Origin of the sequence: Nocardioides sp. NPDC006273 (assembly GCF_040613495.1) — a bacterium.
GTDB lineage: Bacteria > Actinomycetota > Actinomycetes > Propionibacteriales > Nocardioidaceae > Nocardioides.
In genome coordinates this window covers 23903-46879 of the sequence record NZ_JBEXSD010000029.1, presented here as the reverse complement: position 1 = coordinate 46879, position 22977 = coordinate 23903, and the positions used below count along the sequence as shown (strand labels likewise).

General features: G+C 69.5%; 22 protein-coding genes. 13 read left to right on the top strand and 9 right to left on the bottom strand.

The features are described from left to right. Position 1: 1 nt before the first annotated feature. Positions 2–922 (bottom strand): class I SAM-dependent methyltransferase, encoded by a 921-nt coding sequence (locus ABZZ22_RS14375; RefSeq protein ID WP_354932397.1) that lies wholly within the window; start codon positions 920–922, stop codon positions 2–4. A gap of 34 nt (positions 923–956) precedes the next feature. Between ABZZ22_RS14375 and ABZZ22_RS14370 the strand changes: the two genes are divergently transcribed. Continuing rightward, the gene (locus tag ABZZ22_RS14370) at positions 957–1688 is read left to right on the top strand and encodes an oxidoreductase (protein ID WP_354932395.1); all 732 of its coding nucleotides are present in this window, start codon (positions 957–959) and stop codon (positions 1686–1688) included. A gap of 312 nt (positions 1689–2000) precedes the next feature. On the opposite strand, the gene ABZZ22_RS14365 is transcribed toward ABZZ22_RS14370, so the two are convergent. Then, positions 2001–2795, bottom strand: coding sequence for an HAD family hydrolase (locus tag ABZZ22_RS14365; protein WP_354932393.1), 795 nt, complete (start codon positions 2793–2795; stop codon positions 2001–2003). A gap of 124 nt (positions 2796–2919) precedes the next feature. Between ABZZ22_RS14365 and ssd the strand changes: the two genes are divergently transcribed. The 9 genes from ssd (at position 2920) to ABZZ22_RS14320 (ending at position 9251) form a co-directional block, all read left to right on the top strand. Beyond that, positions 2920–3975 (top strand): septum site-determining protein Ssd, encoded by a 1056-nt coding sequence (ssd, locus tag ABZZ22_RS14360; RefSeq protein WP_354932391.1) that lies wholly within the window; start codon positions 2920–2922, stop codon positions 3973–3975. Next, on the top strand, positions 3972–5147 hold the full coding sequence (locus ABZZ22_RS14355) for a TadA family conjugal transfer-associated ATPase (protein WP_354932389.1): 1176 nt from the start codon (positions 3972–3974) through the stop codon (positions 5145–5147). The genes ssd and ABZZ22_RS14355 overlap by 4 nt, the downstream gene beginning before the upstream one ends. Next, on the top strand, positions 5144–5917 hold the full coding sequence (locus ABZZ22_RS14350; protein ID WP_354932387.1) for a type II secretion system F family protein: 774 nt from the start codon (positions 5144–5146) through the stop codon (positions 5915–5917). Before ABZZ22_RS14355 ends, ABZZ22_RS14350 begins: the two co-directional genes overlap by 4 nt. Further along, positions 5914–6633, top strand: coding sequence for a type II secretion system F family protein (locus ABZZ22_RS14345; RefSeq protein ID WP_354932385.1), 720 nt, complete (start codon positions 5914–5916; stop codon positions 6631–6633). The genes ABZZ22_RS14350 and ABZZ22_RS14345 overlap by 4 nt, the downstream gene beginning before the upstream one ends. A gap of 227 nt (positions 6634–6860) precedes the next feature. After that, positions 6861–7037, top strand: coding sequence for a DUF4244 domain-containing protein (locus ABZZ22_RS14340; protein ID WP_179660259.1), 177 nt, complete (start codon positions 6861–6863; stop codon positions 7035–7037). A 3-nt stretch (positions 7038–7040) separates the two neighbouring features. After that, positions 7041–7409, top strand: coding sequence for a TadE family protein (locus tag ABZZ22_RS14335; protein ID WP_354932383.1), 369 nt, complete (start codon positions 7041–7043; stop codon positions 7407–7409). Beyond that, positions 7406–7774 (top strand): Rv3654c family TadE-like protein, encoded by a 369-nt coding sequence (locus ABZZ22_RS14330; protein ID WP_354932381.1) that lies wholly within the window; start codon positions 7406–7408, stop codon positions 7772–7774. Before ABZZ22_RS14335 ends, ABZZ22_RS14330 begins: the two co-directional genes overlap by 4 nt. Before the next feature lie 57 nt (positions 7775–7831). After that, complete coding sequence (locus ABZZ22_RS14325; RefSeq protein WP_354932379.1) at positions 7832–8296, top strand: DNA-binding protein; 465 nt, start codon at positions 7832–7834, stop codon at positions 8294–8296. Further along, complete coding sequence (locus ABZZ22_RS14320) at positions 8289–9251, top strand: serine/threonine-protein kinase (protein ID WP_354932377.1); 963 nt, start codon at positions 8289–8291, stop codon at positions 9249–9251. The genes ABZZ22_RS14325 and ABZZ22_RS14320 overlap by 8 nt, the downstream gene beginning before the upstream one ends. Here ABZZ22_RS14320 and ABZZ22_RS14315 read toward each other — a convergent pair. From ABZZ22_RS14315 to ABZZ22_RS14305, 3 genes are all read right to left on the bottom strand, one after another. Beyond that, positions 9244–11142 (bottom strand): VWA domain-containing protein, encoded by a 1899-nt coding sequence (locus tag ABZZ22_RS14315; protein ID WP_354932375.1) that lies wholly within the window; start codon positions 11140–11142, stop codon positions 9244–9246. The genes ABZZ22_RS14320 and ABZZ22_RS14315 overlap by 8 nt on opposite strands. 107 nt (positions 11143–11249) lie before the next feature. Next, positions 11250–11546, bottom strand: a complete 297-nt coding sequence (locus tag ABZZ22_RS14310; RefSeq protein WP_354932373.1) for a hypothetical protein — start codon at positions 11544–11546, stop codon at positions 11250–11252. Positions 11547–11712: 166 nt separating this feature from the next. Beyond that, a complete protein-coding gene (locus tag ABZZ22_RS14305) occupies positions 11713–14037 on the bottom strand; it encodes a DEAD/DEAH box helicase (RefSeq protein ID WP_354932371.1) in 2325 nt (774 codons plus the stop codon). A gap of 183 nt (positions 14038–14220) precedes the next feature. Here ABZZ22_RS14305 and ABZZ22_RS14300 point away from each other — a divergent pair, with 183 nt between their 5' ends. Next, complete coding sequence (locus ABZZ22_RS14300; RefSeq protein WP_189117522.1) at positions 14221–14556, top strand: anti-sigma factor antagonist; 336 nt, start codon at positions 14221–14223, stop codon at positions 14554–14556. A gap of 26 nt (positions 14557–14582) precedes the next feature. Next, positions 14583–16040, top strand: a complete 1458-nt coding sequence (locus ABZZ22_RS14295; protein WP_354932369.1) for a methyltransferase — start codon at positions 14583–14585, stop codon at positions 16038–16040. A 39-nt stretch (positions 16041–16079) separates the two neighbouring features. Here ABZZ22_RS14295 and ABZZ22_RS14290 read toward each other — a convergent pair whose 3' ends face one another. Then, the gene (locus ABZZ22_RS14290; RefSeq protein WP_354932367.1) at positions 16080–16835 is read right to left on the bottom strand and encodes a hypothetical protein; all 756 of its coding nucleotides are present in this window, start codon (positions 16833–16835) and stop codon (positions 16080–16082) included. Positions 16836–17161: 326 nt separating this feature from the next. Between ABZZ22_RS14290 and topA the strand changes: the two genes are divergently transcribed. Further along, complete coding sequence (gene topA / locus ABZZ22_RS14285; RefSeq protein ID WP_354932365.1) at positions 17162–19879, top strand: type I DNA topoisomerase; 2718 nt, start codon at positions 17162–17164, stop codon at positions 19877–19879. 80 nt (positions 19880–19959) lie between these two features. Here topA and ABZZ22_RS14280 read toward each other — a convergent pair whose 3' ends face one another. The 3 genes from ABZZ22_RS14280 to ABZZ22_RS14270 are packed head-to-tail and all read right to left on the bottom strand — an operon-like array spanning position 19960 to position 22975. After that, entirely contained in the window at positions 19960–20985 is a 1026-nt protein-coding gene (locus tag ABZZ22_RS14280) for an ion channel (protein WP_354932363.1), read from the bottom strand. Then, complete coding sequence (locus ABZZ22_RS14275; RefSeq protein ID WP_354932441.1) at positions 20985–22526, bottom strand: polyamine aminopropyltransferase; 1542 nt, start codon at positions 22524–22526, stop codon at positions 20985–20987. Before ABZZ22_RS14275 ends, ABZZ22_RS14280 begins: the two co-directional genes overlap by 1 nt. Positions 22527–22552: 26 nt before the next feature. Continuing rightward, a complete protein-coding gene (locus tag ABZZ22_RS14270) occupies positions 22553–22975 on the bottom strand; it encodes a DUF350 domain-containing protein (RefSeq protein ID WP_354932361.1) in 423 nt (140 codons plus the stop codon). Positions 22976–22977: the final 2 nt, after the last annotated feature.

Genomic DNA, 22977 nt, shown 5'->3' with positions numbered 1-22977 from the left:
CTCACCGGAAGTCGATGAGCAGGTCGTCGTCGCCGTTGTCCGGGTCGGTGACGACCCGGGGGAGGCGTACGGCGGTGTCGGTGCGCTTGGCCAGCGGCACCGCCGGCCCGTCGGCATCGTCACGCTCGTCCGCCCCGTCGACCTCGCGCGCGCCGGTGGTCGAGCCTGTCGAGACCACCTGGGCGTGTGGGAGCACCTGGGCGTGCCAGGCGCGGCAGTTGTAGGGCAGCTGCATGCCGTCCATGCCGCGGCCGTAGGCGTCGTAGAAGGCCAGCACCTCGCGCCGCTTCCGCTCCTGGGCCTCCGGCTCGAGCGAGGCGATGTTGGATCGCGACACGGCCAGGTCCTGGATCGTGCGACGGTCGACGACCTGCCAGTGCCGGAAGGTCTGGGACTCGACCGCCGAGAAGAGACCGGAGTCATCGAGGGTCTCGGCGTGGTCGAAGTCGTGGTCGAGGTGGCCCAGAAGGTCGCCGAGCCTGCGGACCCAGGGGATGCGGTTGTCCCGGTCGTTCTGGATGATCGCCAGCCGGCCCTCGCTCTTCAGGACTCGGGCGATCTCCGCAAGGGCCTTGGTGTGGTCGAACCAGTGGAAGGCCTGGCCGACGACGACCACGTCGTAGAGAGAGTCGCCGGTCGGGATCTGCTCGGCGGTGCCGCTGGTGGCGCGTACGTCGGGGAGCTTCCCGGACAGGATGTCGAGCATCGCGTCGTCCGGGTCGGTCGCGAAGACGTCATGGCCCAGGCCGACGAGGACCTCAGTGAGCTTCCCGGTGCCGGCGCCGAGCTCGAGGACCGAGCACGACTCCGCGCCGACCAGCCACTTCACCGCAGCTGTCGGATAGGACGGGCGCCCGCGGTCATAGCTGTCCGCCACGCCTCCGAAGGAGCGTGCCGGGTCGGGGTTCGCTGGGTCCGTCATCTCGGTCAGGGTAACGCGCGCTTATGGTTGACGCGTGAAGGACGATCCGCTTGCCCGGTTGGTGTCGCTCGAAGGCGTGGCGTCGGGGTTCGCCGCTGCTCGTGACGGCATCGACGTGATGCTGCGTGACCGGGGACTGCGGCGTACGTCCCCGGAGACCACCGCCGAGTCGCTGCTGCGCGGTGCGCACGCGTCCGCCGTGCTGGAGGGCTCCGGCGCGACGCTCGCCGAGATCCGGGCCTCCGGCGGCGACGCGATCGCACAGGATGCGGTGCGGCTCTCGACCGAGCTGCTCGCGCTGGTGCCGGTGGTGAAGCAGACGCCCATGCAGGCGTTCGCGCGGATGCACGCGCTGGTGGCGGGCGCGTCGCTCGAGGCCGAGGAGCTGGGGCGGCCGCGGTCCTCGTCCGCGGCCGAGCGGTTGCGGCGTCTCTCCGATCTGCTGCTCGCTCCGACGTCGGCTCCGGCGTTGGCCGTCGCGGCATTCGTGCACGCCGACCTGGCGACGTCGGCGCCGTTCGCCTCCCACAACGGACTGGTCGCGCGTGCCGCAGAGCGGCTCATCCTGGTCGCGCGCGGCGTGGACGAGAAGTCGCTGGTCGTGCCGGAGGCCGGTCATCTGGCGCTGCGTGCCGCCTACGAGTCGAACCTGCGCGGCTTCCGTGAAGGCGGTCAGGCGGGGGCGCACTCGTGGCTGCTCTATGCGGCCGAGGCGTACGCCGCCGGGGCCGAGGCCTCGCCGCTGCGTCTGGACGCGGCCGAGTAGAACGGGCGCGAGGTCGCCGAAATGGTCCGGGGAGAAATGAAGGTGGCACCCGGTGGGTTGTGAGCACCGGATGCCACCACGGACACGAGGCCGTCTGGTTACCAAGCGTGCAGGGTCTGGTCACTGCGTCGGGATTTCTCCCCGGCTACAGCACCCCATCAGATGGGTTGATCGCCGCGTGGGTGCCTTGGCACTCGTGTACGTCTTGTTGCGACTTCGTTTCTACGCTGATCAGCGGCGAGATTCAAGGCTGGAAATTCTGCGGGATCAGGAGGATGATTCCGCTCCCGCCCGATCCTGGTGCCGCGCGGGTCAGGCGCCGAGGCGACGACGCTTCGTGCCCGCCCAGATGACCCCGCCGGCGATCGCCACGGCACCGCCGACGGCCAGCGCGGCCAGGGTCGGTGTCGACGGGGTGAGCACCCGGCTGCGCAGCGCGACAGGCTTGTTGAAGACAAGAATGTCCCAGCCGCGCTCCTTGGCGATCTTGCGGAGGTCCTTGTCGGGGTTGACGGCGAACGCGTGCCCGACCTCCTCCAGCATGGGTGTGTCGGTGACCGAGTCGGAGTAGGCGTAGGACTGCTCCAGGTCGTAGCCGAAGCGCTCGGCCAGCTGCTGGACCGCGCGGGCCTTCTCCTCGCGGTAGGCGTAGAGCGCGATCTCGCCGGTGTAGCGTCCGTCCTCGATCTCCATCTGGGTGGCGACGACGTGGTCGGCGCCGAGCATCGCGCCGATCGGCTCGACCAGCTCGGTGCCGGAGGCGGAGACGATGATGACGTCGTGGCCTTGGGCATGGTGCTGCTCGATGAGCTGCACGGCCTCCTCGTAGACGAGCGGGTCGACCACGTTGTGGAGCGTGTCGGCGACGATCTCCTTGACCGTGGCGACGTCCCATCCGGTGACCATCTCGGAGAGCGCCTTGCGCATCTTCTCCATCTGGTCGTGGTCGGCTCCACCGACGACGTAGACGAACTGGGTGTAGGCCGAGCGGATCATGGCCGCTCGGGTGATCAGGCCGCCGGCCTGGAAGTGCTTGGAGAACGCAAGCGTGCTCGACCTCGCGATGATCGTCTTGTCGAGGTCGAAGAACGCAGCGATGCGTGTCATGGGCTCATCGTAGACGCCCGCTGGGTGGGCCGTTCGTCATCCACAGGGCGGGTCCGGGACGGGGTTATCCACAGGCTCTGGAAATGCGGGTGGAAATGTCGGCGCCCAGACGGATCCTGCTGTCATGACCTCGGAACCTCTTGTCATCACCTCGGACTCGTTGCTGGCCGCTGAGGCGGCTCGCCTGGCTGCTGCCTCCGGCGTCACCGTCGAGGAGTGCGGCGACGCCGTCGGCGCCCTGCGCCGATGGCAACGACCACCGCTGATCCTCGTCGGGGCCGATCTCCTGGTGGAGGTGGCGTCGTTGCGCCCGCCCCGGAGAGACGGGGTGTACGTCGTGGGATGGGGCGCGACCGGTGAGCCGCTGCTCCGGGCCGCGCTGGAGATCGGCGCCGAGACGATGCTGGAGCTGCCCTCGGCCGAGACCGTGGTCGCCGGCCTGCTCGCCGACGTCAGCGACGGCGAAGGCGGCGACGGCATGGTCGTGGGCGTGCTGGCCGGGTCGGGCGGCGCCGGTGCGACGACGTACGCCGCGGCCCTGGCCAGCCTGGGAGCCGAGCGTGGACCGACCCTGCTGGTCGACGCCGACCGGCTCGGGCCGGGTGCCGGCCGGGTGCTCGGTCTCGACGAGATCCCAGGCGTGACCTGGGGCGATCTCGGTCAGACCGCCGGGCGACTGGGTGCCCGTGCGCTGCGCGAGGCGGTGCCGCACATCGGCTCGCTCGGCCTGCTGGGCTGGCCGGGTGGCGACGCCGTCCCACCGCGGCCGGAGGTCGCGCGCGAGGTGCTGGCCGCCGCACGTCGAGGCCATGACCTCGTCGTGGTCGACCTGCCACGCGAGTCGGACGAAGGCATCGAGGCGCTGTTGACCGGGTGCGACGTCGTCCTCGTCGTGGTCCGGGCCGACGTCACCGGCACGGCGTCCGCTGCGCGGCTGATCTCCCGTCTTCCCGAGCGGGACCGGGTGCGGATCGTCGTCCGGGGCCGCGCCGCCGAACCGGAGGCGGTCGGCCGAGCGCTCGGGGTCCCGGTGATCGCCGCGCTGTCCGACCAACGCGGGCTGTCCGAGGCCGTCGACCTGGGGCTGGGGCCGATCCGATCCAAGCGGGCGCCGCTGGCCCGGGCTGCGGCCGAGGTGCTGACACGCTGTCGCCTTCGCGCAGGGGCGGTGGCGGCATGACGGGCGCTCTCGGGGCAGTCGACATCGCACCCCAGGTCGTCGACCTGGTGCGCGACCACCTGGCGCGTACGCCGGGAGAGCTCACCCCGCACCGGGTCCAGGAAGCGCTCCGCGCCGAGGGGCGGATCGTCGGTGACGCGACCGTGCTGGGCGTCTTCGAGATGCTGCGTCGTGACGTGGTCGGTGCCGGTCCGTTGGAGCCGCTGCTGCGGCTGCCCGGGGTGACCGACGTCCTCGTCAACGGGCCCGACCAGGTCTTCATCGACCGCGGATCCGGCCTGGAGCCCGCTCCGGTCGCCTTTCCCGACGACGATGCGGTCCGGCGCCTGGCGCAGCGGCTGGCGGCTGGCGCCGGACGCCGTCTGGACGACGCCTCGCCCTACGTCGACCTCAGGCTGGGTGACGGCAGCCGGTTCCACGCGGTGCTCGCCCCGCTGGCTCGACCAGGCACGGTGATCTCGCTTCGGGTCCCTTCGGCGCGGGCGTTCACGCTCGACGAGCTGGAGTCCTCCGGGATGGTCGTGCCCGCCGTCGCGGATCTCCTGCGACGGCTGGTGCTGGCGCGCTCAGCCTTCCTGGTCTCGGGAGGGACGGGCAGCGGGAAGACCACGCTGCTGGCGTCTCTGCTGTCGCTGGTGCCGCCCGAGGAGCGGCTGGTGCTGGTGGAGGACGCCTCCGAGCTGCGCCCGGACCACCCGCACGTGGTTGGTCTGGAGGCGCGGCCGGCCAACATCGAGGCCGCGGGCGTGGTCGAGCTCCACGCCCTGGTCCGCCAAGCCCTCAGGATGCGACCGGACCGGCTGGTCGTGGGGGAGGTGCGTGGTGCCGAGGTCGTCGACCTGCTCGCTGCGCTGAACACCGGGCACGAGGGCGGCTGCGGCACGCTGCACGCCAACTCCGCGGCCGACGTCCCGGCGCGGGTCGAGGCTCTGGCGCTCGCCGCTGGGCTGGGCCGGGAGGCGGCGCACAGTCAGTTCGCCTCCGGTGTGGACGTGGTGGTGCATCTGCGTCGGCGTGACGGTCGCCGGGTGCTGACCGAGATCGCGGTCCCGTGTCGCGGAGCCGACGGGCTGGTTCGGATGGAGACCGCCTGCTCGGTGGCCGCTGACGGCGACGTCATCGCGGGGCCTGCCTCGGGACGGCTCGAGGCACTGCTGGGAGCGGATCGGTGAGCGGGGTGAGCCTCGGGCTGGTCGCCTTGCTGGCAGGTGCCGCCGCCGCGCTGATGCTCCGTCCGCCTGCGTTGGTCGGATCACGGGCGCCCGCATGGCGGTTGCCGCGGTGGACGCTCTTCCTGGCCGCCCTGATCCCCATGGTCTTCCCGGGCAAGGCGGTCGTCGCGGCTGTCTTGCTCGGGATCGCCAGCTTCGGCGGGGCCGCCCTGTGGCGGCGCCGCTGTGAGCGGATCGAGGCGGGGCGTACGGCCAACCGCGTGGTCGAGGCCTGCGAGCAGATGGCGGCCGAGCTCGCAGCCGGACACCCACCCGGCCCTGCGCTGTCACAGCTCGCCGTGGAGTGGCCGATGATCGAGCCGGTGGCGGAGGCGCAGCGTATGGGCTCGGACGTCCCCGCCGCCTGGCGGAAGGTCGCCGAGGTTCCGGGGGCGGGGTCGCTTCGTGTGGTCGCCGCCGCCTGGCAGATCGCGCACCAGACCGGGAGCGGTCTCGCGGACGCGCTCGACCGGGTCGCGCTCGACCTCCGAGCCGCCGCCGCCACCCAGCGGGTCGTCGACGGTGAGCTCGGATCGGCCCGCTCCACCGCTCGTCTGATCGCCGGCCTGCCTGTGGCCGCTCTGGCGATGGGCAGCGGAGTCGGCGGCGATCCGTTGGCATTCCTCTTCGGATCGCCGGTCGGCCTGGCCTGCCTCGGCCTCGGGATGCTGCTCGGCTGGCTGGGGCTGTGGTGGATCGAGGGCCTCGCGCGTGGGGTCGAAGCGACATGACTCCATGGTTTGCTGCCATCGCGCTCGGGCTGGCGGCGGCGTTGCTGCCGGCGCCGACCCCGCGTCTTCCTGGCGTAGGCGCGGTCGTCGAGGAGGCCCGGGACGACCCGGGCGGCTGGATGATGCGCTGGCGGCCGCTCCTGGCGCTGCTCGCCGCCGGCGCTGTCTACTCCTTCGTCGGAGGCGCCGTGGGCGCCGTGCTCGCCGCCCCGGCGGGCGTCGTCTGCTGGCTGGTCATCGGCCGGGTGGAGCCGGTCGACGTGCGGCGCGAACGCGAGGCGGCCAAAGCTGAGCTGCCCGCCCTGGTTCGGCTCCTCTCCGCCGCACTCTCCTCCGGTGCCGCGCCTGCCGAGGCGCTGGTCGCCGTGGCGGCAGCGCTTCCCGGCCCGGCAGCTGCCCGTCTCCTGCCGGCGGCCTCTCGGCTCCACCTGGGAGCCGATCCGGAGAAGACCTGGCGCACCCTGGTGGATGACCCTGCACTGGCGCCGCTGGGCCGGGCCCTGGCCCGAGCTCAGGCCACCGGCGCCCCGGTCGCCACGACGGTCGAGCGACTCGCCGACGACCTGACCAGGAACGCCCGCGCCGAGGTCGAGGACCGCGCCCGCGCGGTGGGCGTCAAGGCCGCCGTCCCACTCGGGATCTGTCTCCTCCCCGCCTTCCTCCTGCTGGGCGTCGTGCCGGTCGTCGGCGGCCTCCTCGCCAACATCGGCATCTGACCGCCGAGCTCCAGCCTGCCGAGACGTCACCCGCGTCGGCCGAGGCGTCAGCTGACGCCTCGGCCAGCTGCTGTATGCCCTGGTCAGTGGGCCGATTGGTGTCCACAGGGCAGGTTCGGGACGGGGTTGTCCACAGGTAGCGAAATGGCGGTCGCGAATGTCGATGGCACGGGCCATCGTCGTCCTCGAACGGCCGTACGGACGGCCATCGACCAGAGAGGACCATCATGAGCAAGGCACATCTGCAGAAGGACGAGAAGGGGATCACGACGGCTGAGTACGCAGTGGGAACGGCGGCCGGCGCAGGGCTTGCCGGCCTGCTCTACAAGCTGCTCACCGGCGGCCTCGGCAACGACCTTCTCAACAGGCTGTTCCAGCACGTGCTCAGTCTCCTGGGGATCTGAGCCGTGGCCGAGCGGGACGAGCGGGGCGCCGCCACCGCGGAGTTGGTGATGGTCATCCCGCTCCTGGTGGCGGTGACCATCGGGTTGGTGTGGTTGCTGTCGGTGGGAGCAGCGCAGATCCAGGTGGTCGACGCGGCCCGCGAGACCGCTCGGGCCGTCGCCCGCGGGGATGACAGCGGTGCCGCCGTCGCTCGCGGCCGGCGGATCGGACCAGCGGGCACCCAGGTGCGTGTCAGCGCCGGTGCAGAGGAGGTCGTGGCCTCGGCCCGCGCCCGGGTCGCCGGGCCCGGTGGGATCTTCAGCTGGTTTCCGGGTGTGACCGTGCGGGGCGAGGCGGTCGCCGCGACGGAGACGATGCAGGGGGAGCAGTGAGGCCGGTCCGAGCTCAGGACGAACGTGGATCGGCAGCGCCGTTCGCCGTCGGCGCGATCGGGATGCTGCTCTTCGTCGGTGCGGCTCTGGGTGTGGTGGGCGCGGTCTTCGTGGCCCATCGCACCGCCCAGTCCGCCGCCGATCTGGCTGCGTTGGCGGGTGCCGACGCGCTCCAGGTCTCCGGCGACGCGTGCGCGGCAGCGGCGACGATCACCGATCGCAACGGGGCCACGCTCGAGTCCTGTGAGATCGCAGGAGAGGACGTCACCGTCACCGTGCAGGTCGAAGGGCCGCGCTGGCTCGGCCAGCCCGGAGACCCGGTCGCCGAGGCGAGGGCCGGTCCGACCGAGCCTCGGCCGGACTAGGTCAGGCGGGGTCGGTCCGGGTCAGGCTGCGAGGCTCATCTCGATAGTGTGACCGCCATGACCGCAAGCAGCGCGGATGACAACCGACGGGCACAGGCCCACCTCTATGGTGAACCGCTCGGTGACTTGATCAAGCGGTGCTCCTCGGTGTTGTCGTTGACGCAGGTCAGGGTCGCCGATCTGTTGGGCATCTCAGCGCCGATGCTGTCGCAGCTCATGAATGCGCGGAGGGTCAAGATCGGCAATCCTGCGGCGGTCAAACGCCTGCAGCTGATGTACGCCGCCGCGTCCCGCGTCGCCGCAGGTGAGCAGTCGCTCGACGATGCCGTACGACAGCTCGAGGCTGCGCGCACCTCGGAGGCGGTCGTCACGCATCACACCGAAGCCGACCCTGCAGCCGTACGCGCGGTGTTCCGTGCTGCGGCGTCACCCCAAGAGTTCGCAGCGGCAGCCGAGCAGCTGCGCGCGAGTCATCCGGCGATCGCCAAGCTCCTGCAGACCTTCGGTGTCAACGATGGGTGAGGTCTTCGCGGGCCGCTACGAGCTTCTCGAACCCATCGGTGAAGGCGGCATGGGGACGGTCTGGCTCGCCTGGGATCAGCGTGAGGGCGTCCATCGTGCTGCCAAGATGCTGCGCCACAGCGACGCTGCGTCGTTGATCCGCTTTGTCCGTGAGCAGTCGTTCCGGATCGACAGTGAGCATTGTGTGTCACCGCTGGGCTGGTCGGCCGAGGACGATCGGGTTCTGTTCACGATGGACCTCGTACGCGGTGGATCGGTGCACAGTCTGCTGAAGGACTACGGCCCCTTGCCCGGGCAGTGGGCCGCATGCCTGCTCGATCAGCTGCTCGTCGCGCTCGACGCGGTGCACAGCGCCGGGATCGTTCATCGCGACGTGAAGCCCGGCAACCTGTTGCTGGAGCCGACCGGGCTGGGGCGCCCGCATCTGCGTCTCTCGGACTTTGGCATTGCGATCGCCGCCGAGGAGCCGCGGTTGACCGAGGCCTATCAGCTGCTGGGTACGCCTGGCTATCGCGCCCCCGAGCAGGGCGCGATGAGTGATCCGAGCCCAGCGCAGGATCTGTGGGCGGCTGGCGTCGTGCTCATGGAGATGCTGACGGCTACCCGACCTCCCGCAGAAAGCGGAAGCCTGGCGGCGGTCGCTCCTGACGGTGTCGATCAGCGGCTGTGGGATGTGGCTCGCTCTCTGACGAGCAGAGACCCGGCCCTCCGGCCGGCCTCGGCCCTGGACGCCCGTCGCTTGCTTGGGCAGACCGGCCAGGTTCCGCCTGAGGGCGTTGCGCCCGATGACGAGGGCAGGCAGGTCGAGGTGCTGGAGCATCTCGACCTGCCTACTCATCCCCGATCTCGAGTTCCTGCTCGAACCCCGTGGGCCCGATCAGCGGTGCTCGGCATGCTGGCGACCATCGTGGGGTTGGGATTGCTGTCGACGGGCGTCTGGATGCTCTTCAGCTGATCTGACGGCGCTTGCGCATGGCCAGAACGGTGGCGATGAGCCCGCCGACCAGCACGAGCCCGCCGACGCCGGTGAGTGTCGCACCGACGACGGGGAAGTCGTCATCGGTTGTCGGGCCCGACTTGGCGGGCTCTTGTGGTTCGACCGCGACGCCCTGGTCGCTGTCCGGAGCGACCGCGTCGCCGTCCTCGGCGTACTCGGGTTCACCGTCGCCTGCTTGGCCGAGGACCTTGACCGTCAGGTCGTACTCGACGACGGCATCTGGGTTGTCGATGTTGTAGCCGACGTCGATGTAGCGATAGCCGGCCAGAGAAGAGGCGACCATGTCTTGGTCGACGACCGTGCGGTTGAGGTAGCTCACCGGGTGGCTGGCCGCGCCCTTTCGCCAATGCCAGCTGTCGACGTTCGGCATGTTGGCGAGCGGCAGGTCGGACCAGTCGTCGGGCATGTGGATGCCGAAGTTGTAGGTCTCGTCGCCGCGGGTCGGGCTGATGATGTTGGGCTCGAAGCCGCCGTTGACGCTGTGGGTGTTGATGGTCTTCTCCGACAGGTCGGCGTCGATCTGCACCTGAAGGCGCTCGCCCCAGTTCAGAGGGATCGCGAAGACCTGACGCTCGCCGGAGCGGATGTCGAGCCTGTAGCTGCCGGGCTCGATCTCGGGAGCGCTCGCGATGCTGGTCCCGGGGACGACCTCGCTGGTCGACGTGCCGGGAGTCATCGGCTCCCACTCGATCGCCTTGTCGGCAGGCGGAAGGCTCTGCTCCGAGCCTTCGGCCAGCGGAGGCTCCTCGAAGACCACGATCTCGACGGGACTGTCCTCGAGGTCGTTGTTGATCGACTGCTTGATGCCCAGCACCAGGAAGTCGACCGTGGAGCAGCTGTCGTTCGAGTTGGACGACCAGCTGTTGAGGCTCGCGTTCAACAGCCTGACGCCCCCGGAGATCCCATCGAACGAGGTGGCGCGGTCACACTCGGTCACGCCGTTGGGGTCGTCGCTCAGCGTCATCAAGAGCCCGGTGCCGCCGCCTTCGACTGTCGTACGGGCGGTGGTGCCGACATGGATGGTGGAACCAGGGACCGTACGCGGGATCTTGTAGAAGGTGACGCCGTCCTTTGCCGGCAGCTGGTCGAGGTACTGGCCCACGCCGATCTCGGGCGCGTCCAGCGGGTTCGCCGATCCGGTCACGGGAGTCCCGGAGAAGTCGAAGGGCCGGAAGGCCCGGGTGGAGGTGACGGTGAGCCGTTCGGTGAGCGATTCGGCGTCGTCGGCGTCGAAGTAGCTGCCGTGTCCCGCGTCGGCGATGCAGCGGAGCTTCTTGCGGGTCTTGGCATCGACCGAGAGCCCGACGACATCGATCTTGAGGTCGATGCCGTCCCGGGAGAGCTTCTTGGCGACCTTGCAGGGATCGGGGGAGCAGGTGGGCTCGCCGTCGGAGACCAGGACGATGGTGCGTTTGCCTTCGCTGCCGAGGTCTTTTCCTGCCTGCTGGAGGGCATATCCGATAGGGGTTTCACCGAGGGGCTTGTAGGCCGTGATCGCGTCGCGGAGCTGGTCGCGGTTGTCGGTTCCGGGGGCGACGATCTCCTGGGAGTCGGTGCAGGCTTTGGGCCCGGTGCTGACCTTGGCCCCATAGACCCGCAGGCCTACCTGGGCCTGGTCGGGCAGGGTGTCGATGACATGGCCGAGAGCCTTGCGGGCGGCTTGGATCTTGGTGCCCTTGGCTGCGGGTTCCTTCATCGAGCCGGACGCGTCCAGGACCAGCTGGAGCCGCTGGTTCTCGGTGCTGTCGGTGCCGCCGGTGTCGTCGGCAACAGCGGGGCTGGTAGGCAGGGAAAGGGCGATGATGGTGAACGCGAGGGCTAGTTGGGGTCCGCGACGTGTGGGGGACACGTATCCTCCTTGGTGGTTTGCTATCGCAAACTTATCGGCTGCCTGGCGCCTTTGCAATAGCAAATATCAGGGCTGCGGAGACCCTACGCGATGCTCCGAATTGAGAACTACGCCTCGTCCTTCGACTCGGGCGTGTTGTCCTGGAGCGTCTTGGCCATGGTCCGCATCTCGCGCTTCTGCTTCATGTACTTCATCTGGAGCTTGCCGCCCCACTTGGTGAGCGAGATGCCGAAGAGGAGCAGGACGCCGGCGACGAGGCCGATCACGAAGATCGGCGTCGCACCGACCGGCAGGCCGAGCATGGTCGCGGTCGGGTCATCGAGATTGCCGTTGCCGGTCGTGAAGAGACCCAGAACGATGAGGACTGCTGCGACGACGATCAGCACGAGGCCCAAGATCAACATTTCCCCAGACTAGGCCTATTGCGAGGTCGCGCGCGGGTAGGCGCGCCTGCTGCGCGCCGCGATACGGGCGCGCTGGCTGCGTTGTCGCCTCTCGACGGTCAACCAGACCGCCTTCGAGGCGCCGCCTTGCCAGCACACCCGTCTCGCGACGCTCGCGACGGCGCCCCTACCCGCGCGACCTCGCGGAGAGCAGCAGCCGCAACAACACGATCGCGCCCTGCTTGTCGAGCGGATTGTTCTGGTTGCCGCACTTGGGCGACTGCACGCAGGAGGGACAGCCGTCGTCGCACTCGCACGCCTCGATGGTCTCCAACGTGGCGCCCAACCAGTCCCGGGCGGCACGGAATCCGCGCTCGGAGAACCCGGCGCCACCGGGATGGCCGTCGTAGACGAAGACGGTGAGCATGCCGGTGTCCGGATGGGACGCGGTGCTCACGCCGCCGATGTCCCAGCGGTCACACGTCGCGATCAGCGGCAGCAGGCCGATCGAGCAGTGCTCGGCGGCGTGGGCGGCGCCCGGGATGTCGGCCTGCTTCAAGCCGGCCGCCTCGAGGGCCGAGGCGGGCACGGTCCACCAGACGGCGGAGGTACGCAGCGTACGTTCGGGGAGGTCCAGAAGCTCCTCGCCGAGCACCTCGCCGCTCGGCTGGCGCCGGCGCAGGAACGAGACGACCTGATGGGTGACGTCGACATCGCCGTACGCCAGGCGACACTCTCCCCAGCCGGCATGCTCACGCTCGGCGACGATCGAGATCTCGGTGATCTCCCGGGCGGACGTGGAGTAGCCAGGATCGTCGCGGGAGATGACCGCGACGTTCTCGTCGAGATCGAGCTCATGCACGAGATAGGTCTCGCCGCGGTGGACGTAGACGGCGCCCGCATGCGCGCTCGCGTGCGAGCTGGCCGCGTCGACCGTGCCGACGACGCGGCCGGTCTCGGCCTCGATCAGCTGCACCTGGGAGCCGCCCGACGAGCGGATGTCGGCGAGATCGGCGGCGCGGCGACGGTCGGTCCAGTACCAACCACGAGCCCGCTTGCGGAGCAGCCCCGAGGCGACCAGGCTGTCCAGGATCTCGCGGGCGCCCGGACCGAAGAGCGGCAGGTCCGGCTCCGTCAGCGGCAGCTCCTGCGCGGCGGCGCACAGGTGCGGGCCGACGACGTAGGGGTTCGCCGGGTCGAAGACGATGGCCTCGACGGGCTGGCCGAGCAATGCGTCCGGATGAGTGACGAGGTAGGTGTCCAGCGGGTCGTCGCGGGCGACCAGGATGCCGAGCGCGTCACCCGCGCCCCTCCCCGCACGGCCGATCTGCTGCCAGAAGGCCGATCGCCTGCCCGGATAGCCGGCCAGCAGGACCGCGTCCAACCCGCTGATATCGATCCCGAGCTCGAGAGCGTTCGTCGCCGCCAGGCCCATCAGCTCGCCGGAGCGCAGCGAGGCCTCGATGGCCCGGCGTTCCTCGGGCAGATAGCCGCCGCGGTACGAAGCGACGCGACCCGGCAGCGACGGATCGACCTCGGCTAGCTCGGCCGCTGCGGACAGGGCGACCTGCTCGGCACCGACCCGGGAGCGTACGAAGGCCAGGGTGCGCACGTCCGAGGAGACCAGGTCGGCGAGGAGGTCGGCGGTCTCGGCGGAGGCCGCGCGGCGCACGGGGGCGCCGTTCTCCCCGGCGTAGGTCGTCAGCGGCGGCTGCCACAGGGCGATCGAGAGCTCGCCGCGTGGGGAGGCGTCGGCGGTCACCGGGAGCACGGGAAGGCCGATGAGTCGCTCGCCTGCCGTCGACGGTTCGGCGACCGTCGCCGAGGCCAGGATGAACGTCGGCGACGAACCGTAGAGGGCGCAGATGCGCCGCAACCGCCGTAGCACGTGCGAGACGTGCGCCCCGAAGACGCCGCGGTAGTGATGACACTCGTCGATGACGACATAGCGCAGCGAGCGGAAGTAGGCGGCCCACCGCTGATGACCGGGAAGCAGAGACCGATGCAGCATGTCGGGGTTGGTCAGGATGTACTCACCGAAGTCGCGAGCCCAGTCCCGCTGCTCCCGGGTGCTGTCGCCGTCGTGAGTCACCGCACGCACGTCGACGCCGAGCTCGCGCAGTCCGCTCAGCTGGTCCTGGGCGAGGGCCTTGGTGGGCGCGAGGTAGAGGACGCCGGCGCCGCGTTCGCCACGTGGACCACGTCCGTCTCGGATCGCGGTCAGCGCGGGCAGCTGATAGGCCAGCGACTTCCCGGAGGCGGTGCCGGTCGAGACGATCACGTGGCTGCCATCGTGGGCGGCCTCGGCGACCACTGCCTGATGCTGCCAGGGCCGCTCGATCCCGCGAGCGGTGAAGGCGCCGACCACCTCGGCCGAAGCCCAGGTCGGCCAGTCTGCGTAGACCGCCTCTCTCGGCGGGACCTGCTCGAGGTGGGCGAGCCGGTCCTCGCGGCCCGGGACGGCAGCCAGCCGGCGTACGAGGTCACCGGTCGCTGTCGTCAACACCTTCATGATTCTCCCAGAATCCGGATGGCCGCCACGCTTGCGGTCCCGTATCTGGCGGATGACGTTGCGAGTTTCTTGCGCGCATCCTGGTGAGCCGTGGTTACATTACGATCGACTCCGGGTATCGGACTCGCGGATGGTCGATACCTGAGCCGGTTGTCTCACGTTCCTTGGCAGGAGAACTTCGAAGTGGATCTGACGCTTGCGACTCGCGAGCTCGACTCGGCCACCGTTGTGGCCGTGGGCGGCGAGATCGACGTCTATACCGCGCCGAAGCTGAGGGACAAGATCACCGAGCTCGTCGCCAGAGGGCACTACGACATCGTCGTCGACCTCGAAGCCGTGGAGTTCCTCGACTCCACCGGCCTCGGCGTCTTGGTGGGTGGACTGAAGAAGGTGCGCCAGCACAACGGCATGCTCCGTCTCGTCTGCACGCAGGAGCGGCTGCTCAAGATCTTCCGGATCACCGGCCTCGCCAAGGTCTTCGACATCCACGCCAGCGCCGAGGGCGCGGCCGCAGGCTGACACCGCTGCCGCATTAGGCTCCAGGTGTGAGTGATCTCCCGCACCGACTTCGTGACGCCCTCCAGCAGGCCGACTTCTCCTACGACTCCGTCGCCGAGCTGCTCGGTCCGACCGCTCACAGCGCGCTGAGTCGAAACGAGACCCTGCCGGGCCGTCGTCGCACCCACGGTGGCTCGCCGCTCGAGACTCTCATCCGACTCTTCCTGCTGCAGACGACGGTGCCGCTAGACCACGCCGAAGCGGCCCTCCCCGGGCTCGTCGACCGGCTTGCCGTCGAGGGGATCCTGGAGCAGTCGGTGGGCGAGGTCGCCGCCCGTCTCGACGTCCGCCCGTACGCCACCGATGACACCGCCCTGTGGGTCGTCTCCGACCTCACCCCGGGGCTCGACGGCGGCCCCCAGCGCATCGGCCACGAGCACGTGCTCGGGATCAGCCCAGCCTCGACCTCGCTCGCGCAGCTGACCATCCGCGACCAGGTCGGCACGGCGCTCGACCTCGGCACCGGCTGCGGCGTCCAGGCCCTCCACCTCGCCACGCACAGCGACCGAGTGGTCGCGACCGACGTGAACCAGCGAGCCCTGTGGATCACCGCGTTCAACGCCGCGCTCAACGACGTCGCAGACCGGATCGACGTACGCAACGGGTCGTTCTTCGAGCCTGTCGCCGGCGAGCGCTTCGATCTGATCGCCACCAACCCGCCGTTCGTGATCAGCCCGGCGACCGGCGAGCGCCTGGTCTACCGCGACTCCGGCCTCCCGGGTGACCGGGTGGTCGAGGACATCGTCAGGGCCGCACCGGGCATGCTCGCCGAGGGTGGCTGGTGTCAGATCCTGGGCAACTGGATCATCTCCGAGGACAAGCCCTGGGACGACCGCCTCGAGGGGTGGCTCGGCGCCGACGTCGACGCGTTCGTGGTCCAGCGTGAGGTGCTCGACCCTGCGTCGTACGTCGAGCTCTGGCTCAAGGACTCCGGACACCACGGTTCCGAGGACTACCTGACCCGCTACGACACCTGGCTGTCGTGGTTCGAGGAGCAGAGGATCGAGGGCGTCGGGTTCGGCTGGATCAACTTGCACCGCACCGACGTCAGCGACCCGAAGCGCGAGCTCCTCGAGTGGCCCTACGACGTCGAGCAGCCGATCGCGCCGGCGCTGAAGGCATGGGGCGACGCCGCTCGCGTCGAGGTCACCGAAGAGTCGATCCTGGTGCTCGCTGAAGACATCCAGCAGGAGACTCTGGGCCAGCCCGGCGCCGAGGACCCGAGCACCGTCGTGCTGCGCCAGCAGCGTGGCCTGCGCCGCGCCCGCCAGGCCGACACAATCGAGGCGGCCTTCGCGGGCGCGTGCGACGGCGACCTGGCTGTCGGCCAGATCCTCGACGCGCTCGCGCAGATCCTCGACCGCGACCCCGCCGTCGTGCGGAGCAGCTATCTGCCGATCGCCCAGGAGCTGGTCAGCGAGGGTTTCCTCCGGCTAGATGGTTGATGCGCGGGGTGGCCGTCGCGGAGCAGGTCAGCCCGTGCATCAACCATCTTGCACAAGGCACGCCTGGTCCCGCAGCCTGATCAGGCGTCTGCGCACGCTCGAGACGAGCAGGTCGGGATAGCCGAGCGGCTCGAGGTCGGGGAGGTCGCGCAGACCCCACGGTCGCTGGGTCTGCCACGGCCAGAAACCGCGGAGCGCGGCGGCCAGCTGCTTGCCGTAGGCCGACGGCATCTTCTTCACACCCAGCCGCTCCTTGAGCGCGGTCGCGGTGACCAGACCACCCGGCCCGGCCAGTCCGTTGGCGCCCAGGACCGTCCACACGATCCCGGCTGCCACTTGAGCCGGCGGCGTGGGCCGGTCGACGACGAGCGGGTCGATCTCCCACAGCCGCAGCAGCGCTCGCCGTAGCGCGAAGGCAACCTCGACCGGGAAGTCCGCCGCGACCTCGTCCAGCAGGGCGGCCACCGCCTCCAGCTGCGTACGCCCCGCCGCATCCTCCACGATCGGAAGGTCCAGCGCGTCCTCGGTCAGCGGCGCGGCATCCAGCGCCGTGACCGCCTCGTGGCCGCCGCACAGCGCGGCCAGCCAGTCCAGCGCCACCTCGTGATCCGGTCGCGACGGCGTCGCCGACTCCGGCCAGCGCGGCCGGGTCAGCTCGGCCTCCAGCCGCTCCAGGATCAGGTTGGTCCGGGTGAGCAGCTGGGCGCACTCGGAGCACACCAGATGCTCCGGGGGAGTGGCCAGACCTTCCACGTAGTCGATGTATTCAGTGTCGATGTATTCGGTGTCGTTCATCAGCAGAGACCTCTCGGTTGATTGGTCTCGCCGTCCTCGGAAGACACCATACGGACGACCACCGACAGAACCGTTCGAGTCGCTCTCCTGCCGCCTCAGAGGCGATCCGGCGGTGACCACGATGAGACACCGATTTCACGCTCCCGCTCCTGAGCGTGCTAGGTATTGTCTTCGCGGCGCCCAAGGCAACACGCCATGTTGTCCGAGAGCTCAGTGCCGCATGAACCGCGGTGACTGGACCCATGCCGGCTGGAGGCACGCGCTAACGTGGCTCGCCAGAGCTTGTCAGTGGTGCCAGGCTCTGCTGCAGTGAGATAAGGACGTCAGTGGCACACAAGTTGGTGATCGTCGAGTCCCCGGCGAAGGCACAGAAGATCGGCGGATACCTCGGACAGGGGTATGTCGTCGAGGCCTCCGTGGGGCACATCCGCGACCTTCCGCAGAGCGCGGCAGACACTCCCGCCAAGATCAAGGACAAGCCGTGGGGACGCTTCGGCGTCGATGTCGACAACGGCTTCACTCCTTATTACGTCGTGCCCAGCGACAAGAAGAAGCAGATCGCCAAGCTCAAGTCGCTCCTCAAGGACGCCGATGAGCTCTACCTCGCCACCGATGAGGACCGCGAGGGAGAGGCGATCGCCTGGCACCTCCTCGACGAGCTGAAGCCGAAGAAGGGCATCCCGGTCAAGCGGATGGTCTTCCACGAGATCACCAAGCCCGCGATCCTGGCGGCCGCGGAGAACCCTCGCGAGCTCGACATGGACCTCGTGGAGGCTCAGGAGAGCCGACGGATCCTCGACCGTCTCTACGGCTACGAGATCTCGCCGGTGCTCTGGAAGAAGGTCATGCCCCGACTGAGCGCCGGTCGGGTCCAGTCCGTCGCCACCCGCCTGGTCGTCGACCGCGAGCGCGAGCGGATCGCCTTCCACACCGCCTCCTACTGGGATCTCGCCGGCACCTTCGACGCCGGCTCGCAGCACGATCCGCGGATGTTCCCGGCCAAGATCACCTCGATCGACGGCGGCCGCGTCGCCCGCGGAACCGACTTCGGTCCCGACGGTCTGTTGAAGAGCGACAAGGTCGTCCACCTCGACCGCGGTCGGGCCGAGGCCCTGGTCGCCGGTCTCGAGGGACAGACCTACGAGGTTCGCTCCGTCGAGTCGAAGCCCTACAAGCGCAGCCCCTACGCCCCCTTCCGCACCACAACGATGCAGCAGGAGGCCAGCCGCAAGCTCGGGATGACCGCGTCGACGACCATGTCGGTCGCCCAGCGCCTCTACGAGAACGGCTTCATCACCTACATGCGTACGGACTCCACCACCCTGAGCGGCGACGCGATCAGCGCCGCCCGCGCTCAGGTCAGGGAGCTCTACGGCGCTGAATACCTGCCCGACGCTCCGCGGACGTACGCCTCCAAGGTCAAGAACGCCCAGGAGGCCCACGAGGCCATCCGCCCCGCCGGTGACTCTTTCCGGACCCCTGCGCAGACCGGCCTCGCCGGAGACCAGTTCCGTCTCTACGAGCTGATCTGGATGCGCACCGTCGCCTCCCAGATGAAGGACGCCGTCGGCCGTTCCGTCGCCATCCGGCTGGGCGCCCAGGCGACCACCGGTGAGGACGTGGTCTTCTCCGCGACCGGCCGGGTGATCACCTTCCACGGCTTCCTGAAGGCGTACGTCGAGGGCACCGACTCCGCCGAGCAGACCTCCGACGACCAGCAGACCCGGCTCCCGAACCTCGCCGAGGGGGACACGGTCAACGCGGCCAGCCTCACCGCCGACGGTCACGAGACCAAGCCTCCGGCTCGCTACACCGAGGCGACCCTGGTCCGCGAGCTCGAGGAGCGCGAGATCGGCCGCCCGTCGACCTACGCGAGCATCATCCAGACGATCATCAACCGTGGCTACGTCTTCAAGAAGGGCACCGCCCTGGTTCCTGCCTGGGTCGCGTTCTCGGTGGTCAGGCTGCTGGAGGAGCACTTCCCTCGGCAGATCGACTACCGGTTCACGGCGAGCATGGAGGAGAACCTCGACGAGATCGCCAGGGGCGTCAAGGACATGACCACCGAGCTCGGGGAGTTCTACTTCGGCTCCGAGCGGGTCAAGGGCCTCAAGCCGCTGGTCGACGGTCTCGGCGAAATCGACGCGCGCGAGCTGGCGACGTTCCCGGTCGACGACCCGGAGTCCGGGGTCAACCTCCGAGTCGGTCGCTACGGTCCCTACATCGAGGGCCCAGGCGACGACGGCACCCCGTTCGCGGTGCGCGCCAACGTCCCCGACGACCTGCCTCCCGACGAGCTCACCCTGGAGAAGGCGAAGGAGCTCTTCGCCAACCCGGCCGGTGAGGAGCTGAACCTCGGCGTCCACCCCGACACCGGGCTCACCGTCGTCGCCAAGAGCGGCCGCTTCGGTCCCTACGTCACCGAGCAGCTCCCGGAAGACGCGAAGAAGAGCGCCAAGCCCCGCACGGCGAGCCTGTTCAAGTCGATGAGTCTTCAGACCATCACGCTCGAGGACGCGGTCAAGCTGCTGACTCTTCCCCGGGTCGTCGGCACCGCCGCCGACGGCGAGGAGATCACCGCCCAGAACGGCCGCTACGGGCCCTACCTGAAGAAGGGCACCGACTCGCGGACCTTGGGCTCGGAGGACCAGCTGCTCACGATCACGCTCGAGGAGGCTGAGCAGATCTACGCCCAGCCGAAGCAGCGTGGCCGGGCCGCAGCCAAGCCGCCGCTCAAGGAGCTCGGCCCTGACCCGGTCTCCGGGCAGCCGATGGTGGTCAAGGACGGCCGCTTCGGTCCCTACGTGACCGACGGTGAGTACAACGCCACCCTCCGGGCCGCCGACGACCTCGAGACCCTGACCGCCGATCGCGCCGCCGAGCTGCTCGCCGACAAGCGCGCCAAGGGCCCGGCGAAGAAGAGCGCCAAGCGGACCACGAAGAAGACGGCCAAGAAGACGGCCAAGAAGGCCACGAAGAAGGCCCCGGCGAAGAAGTCGACCGCCAAGAAGACGACCAAGAAGGCTGCGGCCAAGAAGTCTTGATCAGGTTGTGAAGCTGAGCGTGGCCAATAGGTCACTCTCAGCTTCACAACCGGCTGCAAGGTGGCACTCGAGACCACCCGTCAGCCGAGCGACCCGGCGACCTCGTCGTAGTCCAGGCGCTCGTCGGCGATGTAGAAGAGCCGTGCCCCAGGAGCGACGGGCAGGTCCCACGACGGGCTGACCTGGATGCCGTCGGCGGTGCGGACGGCCAGGACCGTGGCGCTGTGCGAGCGACCGAGGGCGGACTGCCAGGTGCCGGCGGCCACCGTCGCAGCCCCGGACGGCACCGTGAGCGAGTAGGTGCCCTTGCCGCCGGAGGTGGCGAGCTCCTGGTAGACCTCCGCGATCCCCGGGTCGCTGAGCTCCTCGGCGATCAGCTGGGTGTTGTGCCACTGGATGCAGTGGACGGTGGTGTCGACGCGGAAGATCGTCCGCTGTACCCGAAGGTCCCGCAGCGCCACGATCGTGTGCACCGAGGGAGCGGCCGCGTTGGCGGCGACGGTGAGCGTGACCGCCTCGTTGTCGTCGCGCGCGTCGATGAGCACGCTGTGCGCACCGGACAGCCCGGTGCGAGCGAGCACGTCGAGATCGGTGATGTCGCCGCGTACGAAGTGGAGGCGGTGCTCCCCGGGCTGCGGGTGCTCGGAGAGCTGGTCCTCCCAGGTCGCGAGCACGACCTCTCGCTCGGGCTCGGCGAGCAGCTCGACCAGGAGCCGCTCGGTGCGGCCGGCGGTGTAGCCGAGCAGAACGATGTGGTTCTGTCCGCTGAAGTCGATCTCTCCACGCATGCGGCGTCCTTTGGCGTTCTCGATGATTGCCGAGATCCGGCTGAACAAGATGGCGAGGGTGGTGATGGAGCCGAAGACGACGTACGCCCCGACGAGCCGGCCCCCGGTGGTCTCCGGGAAGAAGTCGCCGTAGCCGACCGTGGTCGCTGTGACCAGGAACCACCACCAGTAGTTGGCCGGCTGTGCGATCTCGCTGCCTGGCTGGGCCAACGCCATCGCGATCCAGCCGGTGACGAAGACGAAGCCGGTGATCGCGAGCGGGAGCACCCACGCGGAGTGCTGAGAGGTCCGTCGGACCAGTCGGATCAGGAAGAACATCAGTAACCCACCCAGCCCTTTCGGGCGTAGTCGAGAATCGCCGGATCCAGCAGCGTGGTGACCGAGGTCGGCCGCTCGGCACGGTCCGGCGGGAACGAGGAGGCGGCCGCGAGCACGGAGTCGCTGGCATAGCGCAGCCCGCCCGGCGCCTCGTCGTCGAGCGCGAGGACGGGAGCTGACGACTCCCGTCCGGCCAGGATGTATCCCCAGTTGCCGAAGGAAGGCACGTCGGCCTGGTAGGGGGTGGTCCGGTAACCGGCCTCGGCGAGCGTGTGCCTCACCGACCAGAACGCGTCCGGCGCGAAGAACGGGCTGCCCGCCTGCACCACCATCCGCCCGGACGGAGCCAGCAGCCGCGCGATCATGCTGTAGTTCTCGACCGAGTAGAGCTTGGCCAGTGCGGTCGAGTCCGGGTCCGGGAAGTCGGCGATGACCACGTCGAACGGTGCCCCCGAGTAGTCCCGAACCCAGGAGAACGCGTCGGCGGCGACGTACGTCAGGCGGGAGTCCTCCAGCGAGCCCGAGGTCAGCGACGAGACCGGCTCGAAGGATCGCGCCAGCGACACCACAGCGGGGTCGAGATCGACCAGCGTCACCGAGGACACCGACTGATAGCGCAGCACCTCGCGGGCACCGAGCCCGTCGCCGCCGCCGAGGATCAGGACTCGCTGGTGCGGCCCGTTCATCGCCGGGTGGACGAGCATCTCGTGATAGCGGTACTCGTCCAGCGAGGAGAACTGCAGGTCACCGTCGAGGAAGAGGCGTACGTCGTCGAACTCCGGCCCGACCGGAGCACCTCGAGTCACCACGATCTCCTGATAGGTCGAGCGCTCGGAGTGGATGATCGGGTCGCGGTAGAGGGCCTGCCGGGCGCTGAGCTCGAAGCTGTCGGCCATCACCGCGGTGGTGCCGAGCGCGACGGCGAGCACCCCGCAGACCGCCGAGACGAGCCCGCGCTGCCCGCGTGAGCCGGCCAGCGCCACTCCGACCATCCATGCCGCGATGACGTTGAGCGCCGCGGTGGCCACGGTCCCCACCAGCAGCCCCAGCGTCGGCAACAGCAGGAACGGGAAGGCCAGCCCGCCGAGGAGCGCACCCACGTAGTCGACCGCGTTGATGTCGGCGACCGCGTGCGAGGCCTGCTGACGCCGGAGCCGCTGCAGGAGCTCCATCAGCAGCGGGATCTCGGCCCCGACCAGCGCGCCGATCAGGAACGTCACCAGGAGCATCATCGGCGTGTAGAGATGCAGCCACGCGAACGAGGCGTAGAGCGCCGGCACCGAGGCGCCGCCGACCGCAGCCAGCGCGATCTCCACGCCCACGAAGGCGCGCAGCGGCCGCGCGGTGAGCGGCTTGGCGAGCACGGCGCCGATGCCCATGGCGAACATCGACACCGCGATCACCAACGAGGTCTGCGCGATCGAGTTGCCGAGCAGATAGCTTCCCAGCGTCACCAGCGCGAGCTCGTAGACCAGCCCGCAGGCGGCGCAGACGAACACCGCCGCGAGGACGAGCAGCCGGGCCGCCCGTCCCTCCGGCATCGCAGACAACGAGGGAAGCGTGAGACTCACGTGATCGAGGCCGCCACGATCACGCCGACGGACAGCTGCACCGCGACGGTGACCCAGATCGCGGGGTCGTCCTTGTCGTCGGTCATCAGCTCACCGAGCCGCCCAGGGGTCAGCAGGTCGAGGATCACGAAGGAGACCGCCAGCAGGAAGATCCCGACGAATCCGTACGCCGCCGTCTCGGCGAGACCATGGAGCGTGTCCGCCTCCGCGGTGTAGATCGAGGTGGCCACGATCGTGGCGATCGCGAGGACAGAGGAGCCGAGCAGCAGCGCCGGGTCGCGGCGGTGCTCCACGAAGATCAGCTGCCCCAGCTTGCCGGGCGTGAGCAGGTCGATCACATAGAAGCCGACCACCAGCAGCACCAGCCCGAGGGCGGCGAAGGCGACGGTGGACAGCAGTCCGCTCAAGAGGTCATTCATCG

What these genes read in the sequence shown, in the direction of transcription:
- ABZZ22_RS14320 (WP_354932377.1), top strand. Translation starts at nt 8,289, where the DNA reads ATGGGTGAGGTCTTCGCGGGCCGCTACGAGCTTCTCGAACCCATCGGT.
- ABZZ22_RS14280 (WP_354932363.1), bottom strand. Translation starts at nt 20,985, where the DNA reads ATGTTCTTCCTGATCCGACTGGTCCGACGGACCTCTCAGCACTCCGCG.
- ssd (WP_354932391.1), top strand. Translation starts at nt 2,920, where the DNA reads ATGACCTCGGAACCTCTTGTCATCACCTCGGACTCGTTGCTGGCCGCT.
- ABZZ22_RS14365 (WP_354932393.1), bottom strand. Translation starts at nt 2,795, where the DNA reads ATGACACGCATCGCTGCGTTCTTCGACCTCGACAAGACGATCATCGCG.
- ABZZ22_RS14270 (WP_354932361.1), bottom strand. Translation starts at nt 22,975, where the DNA reads ATGAATGACCTCTTGAGCGGACTGCTGTCCACCGTCGCCTTCGCCGCC.
- ABZZ22_RS14375 (WP_354932397.1), bottom strand. Translation starts at nt 922, where the DNA reads ATGACGGACCCAGCGAACCCCGACCCGGCACGCTCCTTCGGAGGCGTG.
- ABZZ22_RS14310 (WP_354932373.1), bottom strand. Translation starts at nt 11,546, where the DNA reads ATGTTGATCTTGGGCCTCGTGCTGATCGTCGTCGCAGCAGTCCTCATC.
- ABZZ22_RS14305 (WP_354932371.1), bottom strand. Translation starts at nt 14,037, where the DNA reads ATGAAGGTGTTGACGACAGCGACCGGTGACCTCGTACGCCGGCTGGCT.
- ABZZ22_RS14340 (WP_179660259.1), top strand. Translation starts at nt 6,861, where the DNA reads ATGAGCAAGGCACATCTGCAGAAGGACGAGAAGGGGATCACGACGGCT.
- ABZZ22_RS14275 (WP_354932441.1), bottom strand. Translation starts at nt 22,526, where the DNA reads ATGCCGGAGGGACGGGCGGCCCGGCTGCTCGTCCTCGCGGCGGTGTTC.
- ABZZ22_RS14345 (WP_354932385.1), top strand. Translation starts at nt 5,914, where the DNA reads ATGACTCCATGGTTTGCTGCCATCGCGCTCGGGCTGGCGGCGGCGTTG.
- ABZZ22_RS14290 (WP_354932367.1), bottom strand. Translation starts at nt 16,835, where the DNA reads ATGAACGACACCGAATACATCGACACTGAATACATCGACTACGTGGAA.
- ABZZ22_RS14355 (WP_354932389.1), top strand. Translation starts at nt 3,972, where the DNA reads ATGACGGGCGCTCTCGGGGCAGTCGACATCGCACCCCAGGTCGTCGAC.
- ABZZ22_RS14325 (WP_354932379.1), top strand. Translation starts at nt 7,832, where the DNA reads ATGACCGCAAGCAGCGCGGATGACAACCGACGGGCACAGGCCCACCTC.